The organism is Methylobacterium sp., from assembly GCF_019745455.1.
Classification (GTDB): Bacteria; Pseudomonadota; Alphaproteobacteria; order Rhizobiales; family Beijerinckiaceae; genus Methylobacterium.
This window is the reverse complement of sequence record NZ_JAIETD010000027.1, coordinates 42,913-59,577: the sequence shown is the minus strand read 5'-3', so window position 1 is coordinate 59,577 and position 16,665 is coordinate 42,913. Positions and strand designations below refer to the sequence as shown.

The 16,665-nt window shown below is 65.9% G+C and carries 18 protein-coding genes; 4 read left to right on the top strand and 14 right to left on the bottom strand.

The annotated features are described in order from the left end of the window. Window positions 1-5: 5 nt before the first annotated feature. Window positions 6-731 carry an ABC transporter ATP-binding protein gene (locus tag K2Y56_RS05435; protein WP_292505885.1) on the bottom strand — a complete coding sequence of 242 codons (726 nt, stop codon included), beginning with the start codon at window positions 729-731 and terminating at the stop codon, window positions 6-8. Between the two features lie 243 nt (window positions 732-974). On the opposite strand from K2Y56_RS05435, the gene K2Y56_RS05430 reads away from it, so the two are divergent. Continuing rightward, entirely contained in the window at window positions 975-1,604 is a 630-nt protein-coding gene (locus tag K2Y56_RS05430) for an arylesterase (RefSeq protein WP_292505883.1), read from the top strand. A 15-nt stretch (window positions 1,605-1,619) separates the two neighbouring features. Beyond that, window positions 1,620-2,159, top strand: coding sequence for an RNA 2',3'-cyclic phosphodiesterase (gene thpR, locus K2Y56_RS05425; protein WP_292505881.1), 540 nt, complete (start codon window positions 1,620-1,622; stop codon window positions 2,157-2,159). 11 nt (window positions 2,160-2,170) lie between these two features. Here the strand turns inward: thpR and coaA are convergent, their stop codons facing one another. From coaA to K2Y56_RS05360, 13 genes are all read right to left on the bottom strand, one after another. Then, a complete protein-coding gene (gene coaA / locus K2Y56_RS05420) occupies window positions 2,171-3,163 on the bottom strand; it encodes a type I pantothenate kinase (RefSeq protein WP_292505879.1) in 993 nt (330 codons plus the stop codon). A gap of 5 nt (window positions 3,164-3,168) precedes the next feature. Continuing rightward, on the bottom strand, window positions 3,169-3,492 hold the full coding sequence (locus tag K2Y56_RS05415; RefSeq protein ID WP_292505877.1) for a phosphoribosyl-ATP diphosphatase: 324 nt from the start codon (window positions 3,490-3,492) through the stop codon (window positions 3,169-3,171). Then, on the bottom strand, window positions 3,489-4,280 hold the full coding sequence (gene hisF / locus K2Y56_RS05410) for an imidazole glycerol phosphate synthase subunit HisF (RefSeq protein ID WP_292505875.1): 792 nt from the start codon (window positions 4,278-4,280) through the stop codon (window positions 3,489-3,491). Before hisF ends, K2Y56_RS05415 begins: the two co-directional genes overlap by 4 nt. A gap of 85 nt (window positions 4,281-4,365) precedes the next feature. After that, window positions 4,366-5,109, bottom strand: coding sequence for a 1-(5-phosphoribosyl)-5-[(5-phosphoribosylamino)methylideneamino]imidazole-4-carboxamide isomerase (gene hisA, locus K2Y56_RS05405; protein ID WP_292505874.1), 744 nt, complete (start codon window positions 5,107-5,109; stop codon window positions 4,366-4,368). Between the two features lie 40 nt (window positions 5,110-5,149). Continuing rightward, window positions 5,150-5,812 (bottom strand): imidazole glycerol phosphate synthase subunit HisH, encoded by a 663-nt coding sequence (gene hisH, locus K2Y56_RS05400; RefSeq protein ID WP_292505873.1) that lies wholly within the window; start codon window positions 5,810-5,812, stop codon window positions 5,150-5,152. Further along, entirely contained in the window at window positions 5,809-6,294 is a 486-nt protein-coding gene (locus tag K2Y56_RS05395) for a DUF2628 domain-containing protein (protein WP_292505872.1), read from the bottom strand. The genes hisH and K2Y56_RS05395 overlap by 4 nt, the downstream gene beginning before the upstream one ends. A 34-nt stretch (window positions 6,295-6,328) precedes the next feature. Then, window positions 6,329-6,916 (bottom strand): imidazoleglycerol-phosphate dehydratase HisB, encoded by a 588-nt coding sequence (hisB, locus tag K2Y56_RS05390; RefSeq protein ID WP_292505870.1) that lies wholly within the window; start codon window positions 6,914-6,916, stop codon window positions 6,329-6,331. 125 nt (window positions 6,917-7,041) lie between these two features. Beyond that, window positions 7,042-7,917, bottom strand: a complete 876-nt coding sequence (locus tag K2Y56_RS05385; RefSeq protein ID WP_292505869.1) for an S-methyl-5'-thioadenosine phosphorylase — start codon at window positions 7,915-7,917, stop codon at window positions 7,042-7,044. A gap of 123 nt (window positions 7,918-8,040) precedes the next feature. After that, window positions 8,041-8,934, bottom strand: coding sequence for a cytochrome c1 (locus tag K2Y56_RS05380; protein ID WP_292505867.1), 894 nt, complete (start codon window positions 8,932-8,934; stop codon window positions 8,041-8,043). A gap of 21 nt (window positions 8,935-8,955) precedes the next feature. Further along, window positions 8,956-10,245, bottom strand: coding sequence for a cytochrome b N-terminal domain-containing protein (locus tag K2Y56_RS05375; protein WP_292505866.1), 1,290 nt, complete (start codon window positions 10,243-10,245; stop codon window positions 8,956-8,958). A gap of 33 nt (window positions 10,246-10,278) precedes the next feature. Next, entirely contained in the window at window positions 10,279-10,842 is a 564-nt protein-coding gene (gene petA / locus K2Y56_RS05370; protein ID WP_292505865.1) for a ubiquinol-cytochrome c reductase iron-sulfur subunit, read from the bottom strand. Between the two features lie 377 nt (window positions 10,843-11,219). After that, window positions 11,220-13,169, bottom strand: coding sequence for a PAS domain S-box protein (locus tag K2Y56_RS05365; protein WP_292505863.1), 1,950 nt, complete (start codon window positions 13,167-13,169; stop codon window positions 11,220-11,222). 254 nt (window positions 13,170-13,423) lie between these two features. Continuing rightward, window positions 13,424-15,289: an ABC transporter ATP-binding protein gene (locus K2Y56_RS05360; protein WP_292505861.1), complete on the bottom strand. Its 1,866-nt coding sequence runs from the start codon at window positions 15,287-15,289 to the stop codon at window positions 13,424-13,426. 120 nt (window positions 15,290-15,409) lie between these two features. On the opposite strand from K2Y56_RS05360, the gene K2Y56_RS05355 reads away from it, so the two are divergent. Further along, window positions 15,410-15,895 (top strand): tRNA (cytidine(34)-2'-O)-methyltransferase, encoded by a 486-nt coding sequence (locus K2Y56_RS05355; RefSeq protein ID WP_292505859.1) that lies wholly within the window; start codon window positions 15,410-15,412, stop codon window positions 15,893-15,895. A 9-nt stretch (window positions 15,896-15,904) separates the two neighbouring features. After that, window positions 15,905-16,648, top strand: coding sequence for an aspartate/glutamate racemase family protein (locus K2Y56_RS05350; protein ID WP_292505858.1), 744 nt, complete (start codon window positions 15,905-15,907; stop codon window positions 16,646-16,648). Window positions 16,649-16,665: the final 17 nt, after the last annotated feature.

Below are 16,665 nucleotides of genomic sequence, written 5' to 3'. Positions count from 1 at the left end.
CTCGCTCACGCTGCCACCGCCGTGTCGACGCGACCCGAGCGCAGTCGCACGGTTCTATCGCAGAGGGCGGCGAGGCCCGGATCATGGGTGACGAGGACGAGGGTCGCTCCGCGGTCGCGCTTGAGTGCGAACAGCATCTCGACGATCTGGCGACCGGTGACCTCGTCGAGGTTGCCGGTAGGCTCGTCGGCGACCAGGATCGCCGGGTCCGGCGCGATCGCCCGGGCGATGGCGACGCGCTGCTGCTCGCCGCCCGAGAGCTGCGCCGGGTAATGATGCAGCCGGTGTCCGAGGCCGACGGCCGCGAGTTCGTCGGCAGCACGGACATGGGCGTCGGGCTTTCCGGCGAGTTCGAGAGGCAGGGCCACGTTCTCGATCGCCGTCATCGTCGGCACGAGGTGGAAGGCCTGGAACACGATGCCGATGCGCCGTCCGCGAAAACGCGCGAGCTCGTCCTCGCTCAGGGCCCCGAGGTCGGTGCCCTCCACGGCGATCCGTCCGCTATCGGGCCGTTCGAGCCCGGCCATCACCATCAGCAGGGTCGATTTGCCCGAGCCCGAGGGCCCGACGAGGCCCACCGCCTCTCCAGCCGCGACATTTAGGGAGATGCCGCGAAGTACGTGTACCCGCGCCGGTCCACGTCCGAGGCTCAGGTCGATGTCAGACAGCGAGATCGTGGGCCGGCGGGTATCGAGGCCGACGGAGGCGACGGGCGATGGCAAAATGGTCATCAGCGAATTGTTCTCAGCACCTGGGGCGTTCGGCAGGGTCTTCCGCCTCGCCGTCCATCGGGACTTGCGAGACATCGAACGAACACCGATCTCGGCGAGGGGACACCGACGTGGTGTCAGAATCGGGGTCGTTCGGGAATGGGTCTGTGCTCTGCGTCACGTCTCGGGCCCTCGCGTCCGGCCCTCCACCATATGGATCGCCGGACGCCCTCCCACCATGAACCTGCCCGTCGCGCTGTGCTGATGTCACTCTTTGCCGCACTCGCCCTCCCCGGTTCGGCCTTGGCCGCGCCATCCGGTCGGCCAGTGAAGCTCGTCGCCTTCGGCGACAGCCTCAGCGCCGGTTATCGCCTTCCCGCATCGGCGGCCTTTCCTGCAGTCCTCGAACGGGCGCTACGAGCGAAGGGTCGGTCCGTGTCGGTGGCCAACGCCGGTGTCTCGGGCGACACCTCCACCGGCGGCCTCGACCGGCTCGACTGGTCTGTCCCCGACGATACCGACGGCGTCATCCTCGAACTCGGCGCGAACGACATGCTTCGTGGCACGGATCCTGGAGTGACGCGAAAGGCCCTCGACACGATCATCACCCGTCTCAAGGCACGGAAGATCCCGGTTCTGCTGGCCGGAATGCACGCTTCGCGCAACCTCGGGCCCGACTACGTCGCAAGATTCGACGCGATCTATCCCGACCTCGCGCGAGAGCACGGGCTCGTGCTCTACCCGTTCTTCCTCCAGGGCGTCATGGGCGACCGGGTCTACAATCTCGAGGATGGTCTCCATCCCAATACCAAGGGCGTGGAGGCGATCGTCGACGGCATCCTGCCGACCGTAGAGACCTTCCTCGACCGAATTCAGAGCTCAGCCACGCGCTGAGTTGCGGCCAAACCGATGCCCCGCCTCTTCACCGGCCTCGAAATTCCGCCCGATATCGCCGAGGCGCTGACCCGCTACCAGGCTGGCTTGCGCGGTGCGCGCTGGATCGAGCCATCGGATTTCCATATCACGCTCCGCTTCCTCGGCGATGTCGAGATCCCGCTCGCCGACGCTCTCCACGACGAACTCGTCGCGGCACGTCGAAGGCCTCCGCTTGCGGTCACGTTGTCGGGTCTCGACTGCTTCGGCGGGGCTAAACCAAGGGCGGTCATCGCGGCCGTCGCTTCGAACCCAGACCTCGACGACCTCCAATCGGAGCACGAGCGCATCTGCCGACAGGCCGGCGCGGAACCAGATCGTCGCAAGTTCACGCCGCACGTCACGCTGGCACGCCTTCGCCGGGAGGCGAGTTCGCAAGACGTGGCGGCCTACCTCATCGAGGCCGGCCTCTTCCCGGCTTTTTCCTTCACGGCGACACGCGTCGTGCTGTTCTCGGCCAGGGAGTCCCGCGGCGGCGGCCCTTATGTCGTTGAGGCGGCCTATCCCCTCGAATAGCCGCCGCTTGCTCAGAGACGCCGCAGAGCCACGCTCTCGATGCGATGGCTCGCGCCTTTGGCCAGGATGAGGCTTGCCCGCTGGCGGGTCGGCAGAATGTTGTCGCGCAGGTTCGGCAGGTTGATCGTGGTCCAGAGCTTATCGGCGATCTCAAGGGCCTCGGCCTCCGAAACCTCCGCATATTTGCGGAAGTAGGAGAGCGGATCGCGGAAGGCCGTCAGCCGCAGGCGGAGAAACCGGTTGAGGTACCAGCGGTGCAGGTCGTCCTCGTGGCCGTCGAGATAGATCGAGAAATCGAAGAAGTCGGACACGAACGGAATCGCGGTTCCGTCGCGCGGCAGGCGGGCCGGCTGCAGAACGTTGAGGCCCTCGACGATCAGGATGTCGGGGGATTCAACGACGCGCTCCTCGCCGGGCACCACGTCGTAGACGAGATGCGAATAGAGCGGTGCCGCCACCCGCTTCTTGCCGGCCTTGATGTCAGTGAGGAAGCGCAGCAACGCGGCAGTATCGTAGCTTTCCGGGAAGCCCTTGCGGTCCATCGCCCCCATCCGCTGCAACGTGGCGTTGGGCAGCAGGAATCCGTCCGTGGTGACGAGGTCGACCTTGGGGGTGTTCGGCCAGCGCGCCAGCAGCGCTTTCAGAACGCGAGCCATGGTCGACTTGCCCACCGCCACCGAACCCGCGACACCGATGATGTAGGGTACTTTCGCGTCCTGCTCGGCGAGCAGGAATCGCTGCGTCGCCTTGAACAATCCTTGAGTCGCCGCGACGTAGAGCGAGAGCAGGCGCGACAGCGGCAGGTAGATCGCCACGACCTCTTCCAGCGAGATCGGGTCGTTGAGGGATTGCAGGCGCGTGACGTCCTCGGCTGTCAGGGTGAGCGGCGTGTCGGCGCGCAGGCGCGCCCATTCCTCGCGCGGGAAGATCCGGTAGGGGGAGAGCCGCTCCGGCCCCTCCCCCGTCACCGGGTCCTGCCCGGCGGGCAGCCCGGATGGGGCCATGTCGTTCACGATGGCACCCGCGACGCCTTCTCGGCGATGCCGCTCGTGGCGGTGCGACTCTGGAGTTCGGCGAGCACCTCATCGAGGCCGATCCCGGCGCCGTTGAGCACCACGAGAAGGTGGTAGAGCACATCCGCCGATTCCGAGACGAGGCCGGCCCTGTCGCCCTGAACCGCCGCGATCGCCGCCTCGACAGCCTCCTCGCCGAGTTTCTTGGCCGCCTTGGCGGGACCCCCGGCCAGGAGTTTCGCAGTATGGGATTCAGCGGGCGGAGCCTTAGCCCGCTCGGACACGATGTCTTCGAGTTCATGGAGGGTGAAATCGGTCACCGCCGCGCCTCCATTTCGTCGAGGCGCATTGACAGGCCGGCGGCCGCCATATGGAGCTTCGCCTCCCGCACCGTGTGCTGGCCGAAATGGAAGATCGAGGCGGCGAGCACCGCACTGGCGCCGCCTTCGCGCACGCCTGCCACGAGATCGTCGAGCCCGCCGACACCGCCCGAGGCGATGACGGGGATCGAGACCGCGTCGGCGATGGCACGGGTAAGCGCGAGATCGTAGCCCGAGCGCATCCCGTCCCGGTCCATCGAGGTGACGAGCAACTCCCCGGCTCCGAGCGCTGCCATCTTGCGGGCGAACTCGATCGCATCGATGCCGGTGGGCGTGCGGCCGCCATGGGTGAAGATCTGCCAGGACGCGGGCTCGCCGGGAGCGGATGTGCGCTTGGCGTCGATCGCAACAACGATGCACTGGCTGCCGAATTTGACGGCGCCGGCTGCGACGAAGTCGGGGTCCTTCACGGCAGCGGTGTTGATCGAGACCTTGTCGGCCCCGGCGAGCAGCAAGGTCCGGATGTCGGCGAGCGTGCGGATGCCGCCGCCGACGGTGAGCGGCATGAAGCAGGCCTCCGCCGTGCGGCTGACGACGTCGAGCAGCGTTCCGCGATCCTCGTGGCTCGCGGTGATGTCGAGGAAGCAGAGCTCGTCGGCTCCAGCTGCATCGTAGGCCTTGGCCGCCTCAACGGGATCGCCGGCGTCGCGCAGCTCAAGGAACTGAACGCCCTTGACGACGCGGCCGTCCTTTACGTCGAGGCAGGGGATGATTCGGGTCTTGAGCACGATGTCAGGAAGTCTCGTCGGGATCGATGGCAAAGGGCGCGTCAGCACCTCGTCGAGTGTGTCGACAACGTCGGCGGGTAACCTATCACGATACCCCGCCCTTCGCTCGGCGTATCGCGGCCAATGCCTCCCTCGGGTCGATGCGGCCGTCATAGAGCGCGCGGCCCGTGATGGCGCCGGCAAGCACCGCGCAGTCCGGCTCCAGGATCCGGTGAACGTCGGCGATCGAAGCGAGGCCGCCGGACGCGATGACGGGGATCGTCACCGCGCGGGCGAGCGCAAGGGTCATCTCGATATTGAGCCCCTTCAGGATGCCGTCGCGGGAAATGTCGGTGTAGATGAGGGCGGCGACGCCAGCGTCCTCGAAACGGCGGCCGAGCTCTTCCGCCGTCATGCTGGAAGTCTTGGCCCAACCCTCCACCGCGACCCGGCCGTCCTTTGCGTCGATCCCGACTGCGATCTTGCCGGGATAAAGCCTCGCTGCCTCCTGGACGAAGGCCGGATCGCGCACCGCGGCGGTGCCGATGATGATCCGGCTGACGCCCTTGGCGAGCCAGGATTCGAGGGTGCGCATCTCGCGGATGCCGCCGCCGAGCTGCACCGGCAGCTTCACTCGCGCGAGAATCGCGTCCACCGCCGAAGCGTTCATCGGCGCGCCCGCAAAGGCGCCGTCGAGGTCTACGACGTGGAGCCAGGAGAAGCCCTGCTCTTCGAAGACTGAAGCCTGTGCGGCCGGGTCGTCGCTGAAGACGATGGCCTGGGCCATATCGCCCTGCACGAGGCGTACGCAGCGCCCTTCCTTCAGATCGATGGCCGGAAACAGGATCACGCGTGAACTCGCATCAGGGTCTTGGGGAACAGGCCGCCCATCAGGGCTTCCAGCGCAGGAAATTGGCAATGAGGGCGAGGCCGAGACGCTGGCTTTTCTCGGGATGGAACTGCGTGCCGGCGACATTGTCCCGGGCCACCAGCGCTGTCACCGGACCGCCATAGGAGGAACGCGCGACGACATCGACGGGATCTTCGGCGTTAAGGGCATAGCTGTGCACGAAATAGGCGTGAAGGCCGTTCTCGCCGGTGGGAATGCCGTCGAGCAGAGCTTGGTCGCGATCGGCCTGAAGGGTGTTCCAACCCATATGCGGTACCTTCAGGTCGGGGTCCGAGGGCCGGATCGGTGCCACGTCGCCGGGAATCCAGCCAAGGCCGGGTGTGACCTCGTATTCGAGGCCGCGCGTAGCGAGGAGCTGCATGCCGACACAGATGCCGAGGAAAGGCCGGCCGCGCTCCTTGGCGGCATGCGTCATCGCTTCGACCATGCCTGGAACTGCGTCGAGCCCGCGCCGGCAATCGGCATAGGCGCCGACGCCCGGAAGAACGACACGGTCGGCCGAGGCGACTATGTCTGGATCGGACGTCAGAGCGATCCGCGTCCCGTCGAGGCCGGCCTCGTGCGCGGCACGCTCGAAGGCCTTGGCCGCCGAGTGGAGGTTGCCGGAGCCGTAATCGATGATCGCGACGGTCTGCGTGCTCACCGCCGGTCCTCGCTGAACGGGAACATTCCGATCACGCCTTCGGAACTGCGCGAGGCGCCGGCGGGAAAGGGGGAGGCCGGAGGGCGCGGCGCGCGTGCAGGATCGAGCCAGCGACTCACTGCCTTGATTTCGGCTTCGGCGGCGCTGCCTGCAACGAAGGCGTCGCGGACTGGCCGTCCGCCCCGGGCATAGGTCCAGCGCCGCAGGCTCGAGGCTTCTAGGCCGATCAGGGCCTGGACCAGAAGCGCCACCCCGAACCCAGCCGGCGGTGTCAGATTGATCAGCTTGCCGACGACGATCGTGGCGGCAACGAGCAGGCCGACGAGGATCGCGGCAATCCAGAGCCGGTGGTAGAGGAACCAGAACGGTCCATAGGCGAAGGCGGTCCAGGAGAAGCCGTCCGGCACGACATGCGCGCGCTCGATCGCCTGCGTCTCGCCGGCAAGGCTCGCATCGGGCAGGTGGAGCGTATAGGTGCGCATCCCGTTCATCTCCCTGGCCGAATACCGGAGGGGCTCAGAGCGAGCCCTTGGTCGAGGGCACGCGGCCCTCCTCGCGCGGGTCAACGCTCACGGCCTCGCGCAAGGCGCGGGCCAGACCCTTGAAGCAGCTCTCCGCGACATGGTGGGCGTTGTCGCCATAGAGCGTCTCCACGTGCAGCGTGATCCCGGCATTCATCGCGAAGGCCTGGAACCACTCACGGACGAGTTCGGTATCGAACTGCCCAATCTTCTCGACACGGAAGGAGGTGCGGAAAACCAGGAACGGACGCCCGGAAATATCGACGGCGACGCGAGTCAGCGCCTCGTCCATGGGCAGGTGCAGGTCGGCGTAGCGTGAAATGCCGCGCTTGTCGCCGATGGCCACTGCAAAGGCCTGTCCCAAAGCGATGCCCGTATCTTCGGCGCTGTGGTGCTGGTCGACATGGAGATCGCCAGTCACCTTGACGTCGAGGTCGAACAATCCGTGCCGGGCGAAGAGCTCCAGCATATGGTCAAGGAATCCGATGCCGGTCGCGATGGCGCAGCGGCCTGTGCCGTCGAGCGTGAGCGACACGCTGACATCGGTTTCGGCCGTGCGGCGGCTGATGCTCGCGGCGCGCATGAATACTCGGGCTCGCTCTAGGGACGGATTACGAAACGAACGCGCCTTCTAGTGCGAATTCTCGTGACTTGGAAAGGCGTGAAGCGGCTGAAACCCTGCATCCGCCTCAACGTTCGACGTCGCCGTCAGCTTCCGAGCACCCGGCCGGCGACGGCATCGAGCTTCCTCACGAGGTTCGGATCGCGATGGGACGGCGCTGTCATGATGGCTCCGTCGAGGGCGCGATGAGAGCCAGCCGGGCAATCCTCGCGTTCGGCGGGGAAGTCGCGGGCAAGGCGAGCGACGAGGCGCGCCGCCTTCGAAGCGTTGGCGCGCGCGACCGCGACGACCGAGGCCACGTCGACGTCGTCATGATTCGGATGCCAGCAATCGAAGTCTGTGACCATGGCGATCGTCGCGAAGGTGATCTCGGCTTCCCGGGCGAGCTTGGCCTCGGGCATGTTGGTCATGCCGATGACGTCGTAGCCGAGGCCCTTGTAGGTCAGCGATTCCGCATAGGTGGAGAATTGTGGCCCTTCCATGCAGACATAGGTGCCGCCCTTGTGCACCGGCAGGTCCTCCGCCGCCGCGGCAGCCGCGATGCGGGCCTGAAGGGCGGGGCCGACCGGATGGGCCAGCGGCACGTGGGCGACGCAGCCATTGCCGAAGAACGAGGATTCACGTCCGACGGTCCGGTCGACGAACTGATCGACGAGGACGAAGAGGCCGGGATGCAGCTCTGAACGGAACGAGCCACAGGCCGAGATCGAGACCAGATCCGTCACGCCGACGCGCTTCAGTGCGTCGATATTGGCGCGGTAGTTTATCCCCGAGGGAGACAGCCGATGGCCACGCCCGTGACGGGCCAGGAACACGACCTCGGTCTGGCCAATCCGCCCGATGCGCAGGGCGTCCGAGGGCTCGCCCCAGGGGCTCTCGACCACCTTCTCGCGGATCTCCTCCAGCCCTGGCAGGTCGTAGACTCCGGATCCGCCGATCACGCCGAGCACGGCCTTCGTCATGTCGATCGTTCCTTCCTTGGCCCGGTGTGAAGCGGGACCTGCCGCCGATAAATATCCCCGGCAACAAAACGGGCCCGCCGAAGCGAGCCCGTGCAACCGTGTTCGCTTCGCTTCGCGAACGGTCTAGCCGGCCTTGTGCAGTTCCGGCTGAAGTCCATGAACCTCGCCGCCGACATCGGCCCAGACCTTCTTCTTCACATAGTAGAGCAGGCCCGACAGGACGATGAGGAACAGGATCACCCGGAAGCCGAGGGCCTTGCGGGCTTCGAGATGCGGCTCGGCGGCCCAGGCCATGAAGGCCGAGACGTCGCGCGAGTACTGGTCGACCGTCTCCGGAACCACCGGCTCGCCGTTCTCACCCTTGGCATAGGTGACCTGGCCGTCGCTCAGGGGCTTTGCCATCGCGATCAGGTGGCCGTCGTAGTACTTGTTGTAGTTCGCGCCCGCCGGCACCTCGGTCCCCGCGGGCGGGTCCTCGTAGCCGTTCAGGAGCGCGTGGATGTAGTCCACGCCCTGCTCGGAATACCCCACGAAGGGCATCGCATCGACGACGAAGAGCGGGAAGCCGCGCTCGTAGGTCCGTGCCTTGGCGAGCACCGAGAAGTCCGGCGGCGCCTTGCCACCATTGGCCGCCGCGGCGGCCTTCTCGTTCGGGAACGGCGACGGCCAGGCATCGGCCGGCCTTGCGGGCCGCTCGACCTGCTCGCCGTTATCGTTCAGCTCGCTGACCTTGTACTCCGCCGCAAGGGCTTTGACCTGGGCCGCGGTGAAGCCGGGCCCGCCGGGTTCCGCGAGATTGCGGAACCGGACGAGCGTCATGCTGTGGCAGTTCGCGCAGACCTCGCGGTAGACCTGAAAGCCACGTTGGAGCTGAGCCTTGTCGAATTTGCCGAAGACCCCGGCAAAGCTCCAGTTCTCACGCGGCGGATTTGGGCTGTGGCCGTCGGCGGCCTTTGCCGCCGTAAGCGACAGCCCGAGTGCCATGAGCGAGGCGGCGAGGACACGTGTCGTTTTCATGATCGATGCGAATCCCTGCCCTCAGCCCTTCGACGGCGGTGCGGCGGCTGCGCCGACCGGCATTCCCGAGCCGCTATCCACCTGCTTGCCTGGTCCGGTCACGCTCTCGAGGATCGAGCCGGGCAGGCGGTTAGGTGTCTCGAAGAGGCCGACGAGCGGCATGACGAGGAGGAAGTGGGCGAAATAATAAGCCGTGCAGATCTGCGAGGCGATGACGTAGCCACCTTCCGGCGGCTTGGCGCCGAGCCAGCCGAGAATGATACAGACGATCACGAACAGCCAGAAGAACTGCCGGTAGATCGGCCGATAGTTCGACGAGCGCACCCGCGACGTGTCGAGCCAGGGTGCGAAGGCGAGGATCAGCACCGCACCGAACATCAAGATCACGCCGCCGAGCTTGTCCGGCACCGCGCGCAGAATCGCGTAGAACGGAAGGAAATACCACTCGGGCACGATGTGCTTGGGCGTGACGCCGGGGTTGGCGGGCACGTAGTTGTCGGCGTGGCCGAGATAGTTCGGCTGGTAGAAGATCCAATAGGCGAAGAAGATCATGAACACGGCTGCCGCGAACACGTCCTTGATCGTTGCGTAGGGCGTGAACGCCACCACGTCCTTACCGGACTTGATCGGGATGCCGGTCGGGTTGTTCTGACCCGTGACGTGAAGCGCCCAGACGTGGAGCACGACGACGCCGACGATCATGAACGGCAGGAGGTAGTGGAGCGAGAAGAACCGGTTCAGTGTCGGGCTGCCGACCGAGTAGCCGCCCCAGAGCAGGCTCTGGATGGTGTCGCCGACGATCGGGATCGCCGCGAGAATGTTGGTGATGACGGTGGCGCCCCAGTAGCTCATCTGGCCCCACGGCAGGGTGTAGCCGAGGAAGGCTGTGGCCATCATCAGGAGGTAGATGATGACACCGAGGATGTAGAGCACCTCGCGTGGCGCCTTGTAGGAGCCGTAATACAGCCCGCGGAAGATGTGGATGTAGACGGCCACGAAAAACATCGAGGCGCCGTTGGCGTGCATGTAGCGCAGCAGCCAGCCGTAATTCACGTCGCGCATGATGTGCTCGACGGAGTTGAAGGCCGCGTTGGCCGAGGGATCGTAGTGCATGGCGAGCCAGATGCCGGTGGCGATCTGGACGCCGAGCATCATGATGAGGATCGCGCCGAAGGTCCAAAAGTAGTTCAGGTTCCGCGGTACCGGGAACGACACGAACGATGAATGGACCAGCCCGACAAGCGGAAGCCGGGATTCGAACCACTTGGCGAGGCCGCTTTTAGGGACGTAGGCAGTGCCGTGTGCGCTCATGAGGCTATCCGATTCAAATCCTGTGAACTGTCGTCAGGCGACGGCCTTGCCGCCCTCTTCGCCGATCCGGATCTTGGTGTCGCCTTCGAACACGTAGGGCGGAATCGGAAGGTTGCTCGGCGCCGGCCCGCGGCGAACGCGCCCAGCGGCATCGAACAGCGAACCGTGGCAGGGGCAGGACCAGCCCTGATAGGGCCCCTGATGGCCGATCGGCACGCAACCGAGATGGGTGCAATTGCCGTAGACCACGAGCCACTTGGCATGGCCTTCCTTCACGCGGGCGGAGTCCGGCTGCGGATCGATCAGCTCAGTCAGCTTGACGTCCTGCGACTCTTTGATCTCCTTCTCCGAGCGATTGCGCACGAAGATGAGCTTGCCTCGCCAGAACACGTTGATGATCTGGCCTTCCTGGATCGGGGCGAGATCCACGTCGAGCGGTGCGCCGGCTGCCACCGTTGCCGCGTCGGGCGCCATCGAGGCGACGAAGGGCCAGGCCGCTGCGCCCGTTCCAACAGCGAGAGCGGCGCCAGTCGCCAAAAACAGGAAGTCGCGACGCGAGCCGTCCGGTTTTGCGGCGCCGGATTCGGTAATGGCCAAGGTAAACTCCAAATCTGCGGAGGGTGCCAGCTCGACCGAACGGCTGAAGCCGTGAACGGCTCTTCGGCGAGCCGCGAGAGATGCGACTTTGAATAAGGAAAGCATCATCCCGCCGCGTTGTGCAATGCGACCGCGCGTCACCAGAAGTCAAGGGCGCGTGAACGATGCGGGGCGCTTTGAATTTGTCTGCGGCGCAGGCCGGGGGGACGGCTGCGCAAGTGCTGGGCAACACCGCCCGAGGACATCAGCCGGGCGTTCGACGGAAAAGCACCAGCGCGCTGGCGCTTCGGCCACCGTGACCGGCAGAGCTATCGGGCTCTTTCACGCCAAGCGATCGCCGACGCCAAGCCGTGTCTCGACGAGCCGGCTATCGGCGATCAAGCGAATTGGACGCCGATCTCGTCGCCGTCGCGGCGACGTACCGTGCAACTCATGCGCCGCCCGTCATCCTCAACGACGAGGTCGAAACGCTCCGGAACGTCGCCGCAGCGGCGCGTGTGCAGCTTGGCGCCCTTGCTCGACAGATTGCGGATCGTGCAGGGTATCTGGCCACTTGCGGTATGGATGAGGGCCGGAAGGAGAACGCGGCTGCGGCGATCGGCGCGGCGCTCCTCGACGCCGACGGTCCAGTCGTCGAGACTCATGCTGATGCTTGAGACGCCGCCCGAAGCCTGACGCATGCTGATCAGGATCTCGCCGGTCGCCTTGCTCTGGGAATCGGTGGAATCGGCAACGCCGGCAACATACTGGCGGATCGCTCCGATCGCTTCCGTGATCGAGGCTAGCTGCGATACCACGGCGTCCGAGACGCCCTGCATGTCGGCGATCTCGGAGGCGATCTTGGCCGTGGCCGCGGTGGTCTGGCTCGCCAGTTCCTTCACCTCGGTGGCGACCACGGCGAAGCCGCGACCCGCCGCTCCCGCCCGCGCCGCTTCGATCGTGGCGTTGAGAGCGAGGAGATTGATCTGCTGCGCGATATCGGTAATCAACTGCACCACGCTGCCCATGGACTGGGCCGCATCGCGCAGTCTGGCGGTGGAGGCATCGGCCTCGTGCGTCATGCCGTGGATGTCATCGACCGCTGCCCTCGAACGCGCCATGGTCTCGGATATCGAGACCGCCGCGGTGTTCATGGTCTCGGCCGCATCCGTGACGGCCTGGACGTTGTCGAGGGTCCTCTCCGCTGCATCGACCGCGATCTTGCGCGCTTCCATGCTGCTGGAGACGTCGGTGGCATACTTGACGATCTTGAGGGGCCTCCCGTCGGGATCGAAGATCGGGTTGTAGCTTGCCTGAATCCAGACCGATTTGCCGCCCTTGCCAAAGCGCTGGAACATGCCCGAGACGAAGTCGCCGTTGCGCAGTTTCTGCCAGAACGCCTTGTACTGCTCGCTCCTGGCGTAGTCCGGTGCCACGAACATGCTGTGGAGCTTGCCGATAACCTCGTCGCGCCGATAGCCGACCGCGGCGAGGAAATTGTCGTTGACCTCGAGGATTCTGCCATCGACGTCGAACTGGATCACGGCCAGTGCCCGAGTGATCGCAGCGAGCTGACCCATGGCATCGGCATTGCCGATCTTCTCCCGGGTGATGTCGGTTGCGTATTTCACCACCTTGAACGGCTTGCCGTCGATGTCGCGGATCGGGTTGTAGGTCGCCTGGAGCCAGATCTCGCGGCCGCCCTTGCCGAACCGCTTATACTCTGCGGCCTGGAACTCGCCGGCCGCGAGCCGTGTCCAGAACCGCTGGTATTCCGCACTGGCCGCCTCTTCCGGATTGACGAACATCCTGTGGTGCTTGCCGCGGATTTCCTCGATCGTGTAGCCCACCGCTTGGAGGAAGTTGTCGTTCGCGTCGATGATGGTGCCGTCGAGATTGAAGTGGATGACGGCCTGCGACGTCCCGATTGCCTGTGTCTCGCCGCGAAACTCGGCGCTCAGCCGCTTCTGAGCGGTGATGTCGGTGGCGAACTTGACGATTCGTACGGTCCGTCCGCGCCCGTCGAGGATCGGGTTGTAGGTTGCCTGAAGCCAGATCCGGTTGCCGCTCTTGCCGATGCGCTCATACTCGGCCGATTGGTACTTGCCCACGCGGAGTGAGTCCCAGAAACCTTGGTATTCGCGGCTCGCGGCGTGCTCAGGCAATACGAACATGCGGTGATGTTTGCCGCGCACCTCGTCGATCCCGTAGCCGACGACGCTGAGGAAGTTGTCGTTCGCGTCAATGATCGTCCCGTCTAGGGCGAACTCGATCGTGCCGAGAGATCTGTCGATCGCACTAAGCCAGGCGCGCTGCTCGCGGAAGCGGGTCAAAGGCGAACGGAGCATGAGTGTCGGCTTTCATTCTTATGGCTTAAGCCCTATTTTCCCGGAAATTGGTAACTTTTCCGTTTCTATGCACTGTGCTCTGTAAAAACTGCACAGTGCTCATTGCCAACGATAAAGACAAGACAGTTTAATGTATACAAATATACGTCTCAACAAATGTTAAATTCTGCTGGCGGCGTATAGCCGTTCGCGCGTCGACTTAGACCGTTAATATTTCGGTCATCCTGATCTGGCGGGTGTTGTAAAAAGTTCGCCTACTCAGCTGCTGCGCTGAGCGACGTCTCGACATCGCCGAGAAATCCACCTGATTGGCGCTGCCACAACCGCGCATAGAGACCGCCTGCGGCGACGAGCTCCACATGCCGGCCCTCCTCGACGATCCGGCCCCGGTCGATCACGATGAGGCGGTCGAGGGCTGCGATCGTCGAGAGCCGGTGGGCGATGGCCAGCACGGTCTTGCCCGCCATCAGCGTGTCGAGGCTCTCCTGGATCGCGGCCTCGACCTGGCTGTCGAGCGCCGAGGTCGCCTCGTCGAGGATCAGGATCGGCGCATCCTTGAGGATGACGCGGGCGATGGCGATGCGCTGGCGCTGGCCGCCGGAAAGCTTGACGCCGCGCTCGCCGACCTGTGCGTCGTAGCCTTTGCGCCCCTTGTGGTCGACGAGCTCTGCGATGAACCCGTCGGCCTGGGCAAGGCGTGCGGCGCGCTCGATCTCGGCTTGGGTCGCGTCGGGCCGGCCATAGGCGATGTTGTCCCGGATCGAGCGGTGCAGGAGCGACGTGTCCTGCGTGACCATCGCGATGGCGCCGCGCAGGGAATCCTGGGTCACATTGGCGATATCCTGGCCGTCGACCAGGATGCGGCCCGACTCCACCTCGTGCAGGCGCAGGAGCAATGCGGTGATCGTGGTCTTGCCCGCGCCGCTGACACCGACGAGCCCGACCTTCTCGCCGGGCGCGATACGGAACGAGAGGTCGTCGATGATGCGCGCGTCGCCGCGGCCGTAATGGAAACCGACATGATCGAACCGGATCTCGCCGCCGGGTACCGCGAGCGTCGCGGCGGCGGGCCGATCCGTGATGGCGTGCGGCCGCGAGATGGTCTGCATGCTCTCCTGGATCACGCCGACATTCTCGAAGATGCCGCGCACAGTCTGCATTACCCAGCCGGACATCGCGATGAGGCGCAGGACCAGGGCGAGGCCGGCGGCGCCCTCCCCCGTCGTCAACCCTCCACGCTGCCACAGCACGAGGCACATCGTGGCGGTGGCGACGATGAGCGTGCTGTTGAGGATGCCGAGCAGCGTCGTCGTCGAGGTCACGAGGCGGAACTGGTGCAGGTACGCCTTGGTGTGGACGTCCACCGCTTCGCGCACGGCTGCGCGCTCCTCCCTGGTGCGGGCGAAGAGCTTCACGGTGAGGATGTTGGTGTAGCTGTCGACGACGCGCCCGATCAGCGCCGAGCGGGTGTCGGCGGTGGCGAGGGAGCGCGAGCGGGCGCGCGGGACGAACCAACGGGTAAGCGCCGCATAGGCCATCACCCAGACGACCACCGGCAATGCGAGCCAGAGCGAGATCGAGCCGAACAGGCCCACCGCCGTTACGGCGTAGATCGCGACGTAGAGCAGCGTGTCGATGAACACGACGGCGAGCTCGCGCACCGCCGGCCCGACCTGCACGACCCGGTTGGCGAGGCGGCCCGCGAAATCGGCCTGGAAATAGGAGAGCGAGTGGCCGAGCGTATAGATATGGGTGCGCCAGCGGATCTGGTTCGTCGCCTGCGGCACGAGCAGCTGGTTCGAGAGAAGCTCGTGCAGCCAAATCGAGATCGGGCGCACCACCAGGACCATCGCGGCGGCCAGGGCGAGCTGCCAGCCATGGTCGGCGAGCAGCGTCGCCTTGTTGGCGGTATTGAGAAGGTCCACGAACCATCCCATCAGGAGGTAGAGCGAGGCCTCCACCGTGCCGGCGATGAGGGCGATGACGAACAGCAGCGCGAGCGCGCCGCGCATCGGCTTCAGGTAGAAGCCGGCAAAGCCCGTAACGCTCTTGGGCGGCATGCGCTCGTCGTCGAAGGGCGCGAAGGGATCGATGCGGCGCTCGAGCCAATCGAGGAACATGCAGAACTTTCGGATGGCGGCGATCGCACCGCGGGATTGACTGACCCGGATGTAGGCCGACTTGACGCAGGGCCAACCGGGGGGCGATGCCGCAGACGACAACCCGAGCCAGCTGCAACCATGTTCCGCCTCGCCCTCTACCAGCCCGACATCCCGCAGAATACCGGCACCATGCTGCGGCTCGCCGCCTGCCTCGGGCTTGCCGTCGAGATCATCGAGCCGGCCGGCTTCGATGTCTCGGACCGTCATCTGCGCCGCTCGGGCCTCGATTATCTCGACCACGTCGCGATCACGCGGCACCGGTCGTGGGACGCCTTCTCGGAATGGCGCGAGGAAGTGGGCATCCGCCTCGTCCTCGCCACCACGAAGGGGGCGACCACCTATGCCGACTTCGCCTTCGCGCCCGGCGATTGCCTTCTGATGGGCCGTGAATCGGCCGGCGTTCCGGATGGCGTCCACGCGGCAGCCGATGCGCGAGTGTTGGTGCCGATCCGTCCGGGCCTGCGTTCGCTCAACGTCGCGGTCGCGGCCGGGATGATCCTCGGCGAGGCGATGCGCCAGGGCGGGGCGTGGCAATCGTCCTCCACTGGCATGCCGACTGCCTGAGGACGGGACATGCGTATCCTTCTGGTCAATCCGAATACCCTGTCGTCCGTCACGGAGCTCGTGACGGACCATGTCCGGCGGGTTGCCGGCAACGCCGCGGAGTTCGTGCCCGTCACCGGCCGCTTCGGTGCGCGCTACATCGCGAGCCGGGCCGCCTCGGCGATCGCCGCACATGCCGCCCTCGATGCCCTCGCCGAGCATGGCGAGGGCTGCGATGCCGTCTATCTCGCCTGTTTCGGCGATCCCGGACTGGCGGCGCTGAAAGAGATCTCGCCGGTGCCCGTCATCGGCATGGCCGAGGCCTCATGCCGGGTGGCGGCGGAAGGGCGCCGGCGCTTCGCCATCGTCACCGGTGGTATCCTTTGGGGACCGATGCTGACGGAGTTCGTCGCGTCCCTCGGACTCGCCGACCGGCTCGCCGCCGTCAGGACCATCGCGCCGACCGGCGACCGCATCGCCAGCGACCCCGACGCGGCTCTTGCAGAGCTCGCCGCCGCGTGCCGGCAATGCGCATTGGAGGATGGCGCCGAGGTAGTGATCCTCGGCGGTGCCGCCCTCGCCGGCCTTGCCGAGCGCATTCAGCCGGACGTGCCTGTGCCGGTCCTCTGTTCCGTCGCCACCGGTACGCGGGCCGTCCTGGCGGCGGCACGGGCCCGCTCCGCCGGGAGGGTGGCCTTCCCGGCGGTCGACAGCATCGGTCTCGGTCCTGCCCTCGCTCGCCGCCTCAGCGCGGGAGAGTCGTCGCCAGGCTGACGGGCTGGCCTGCCCGG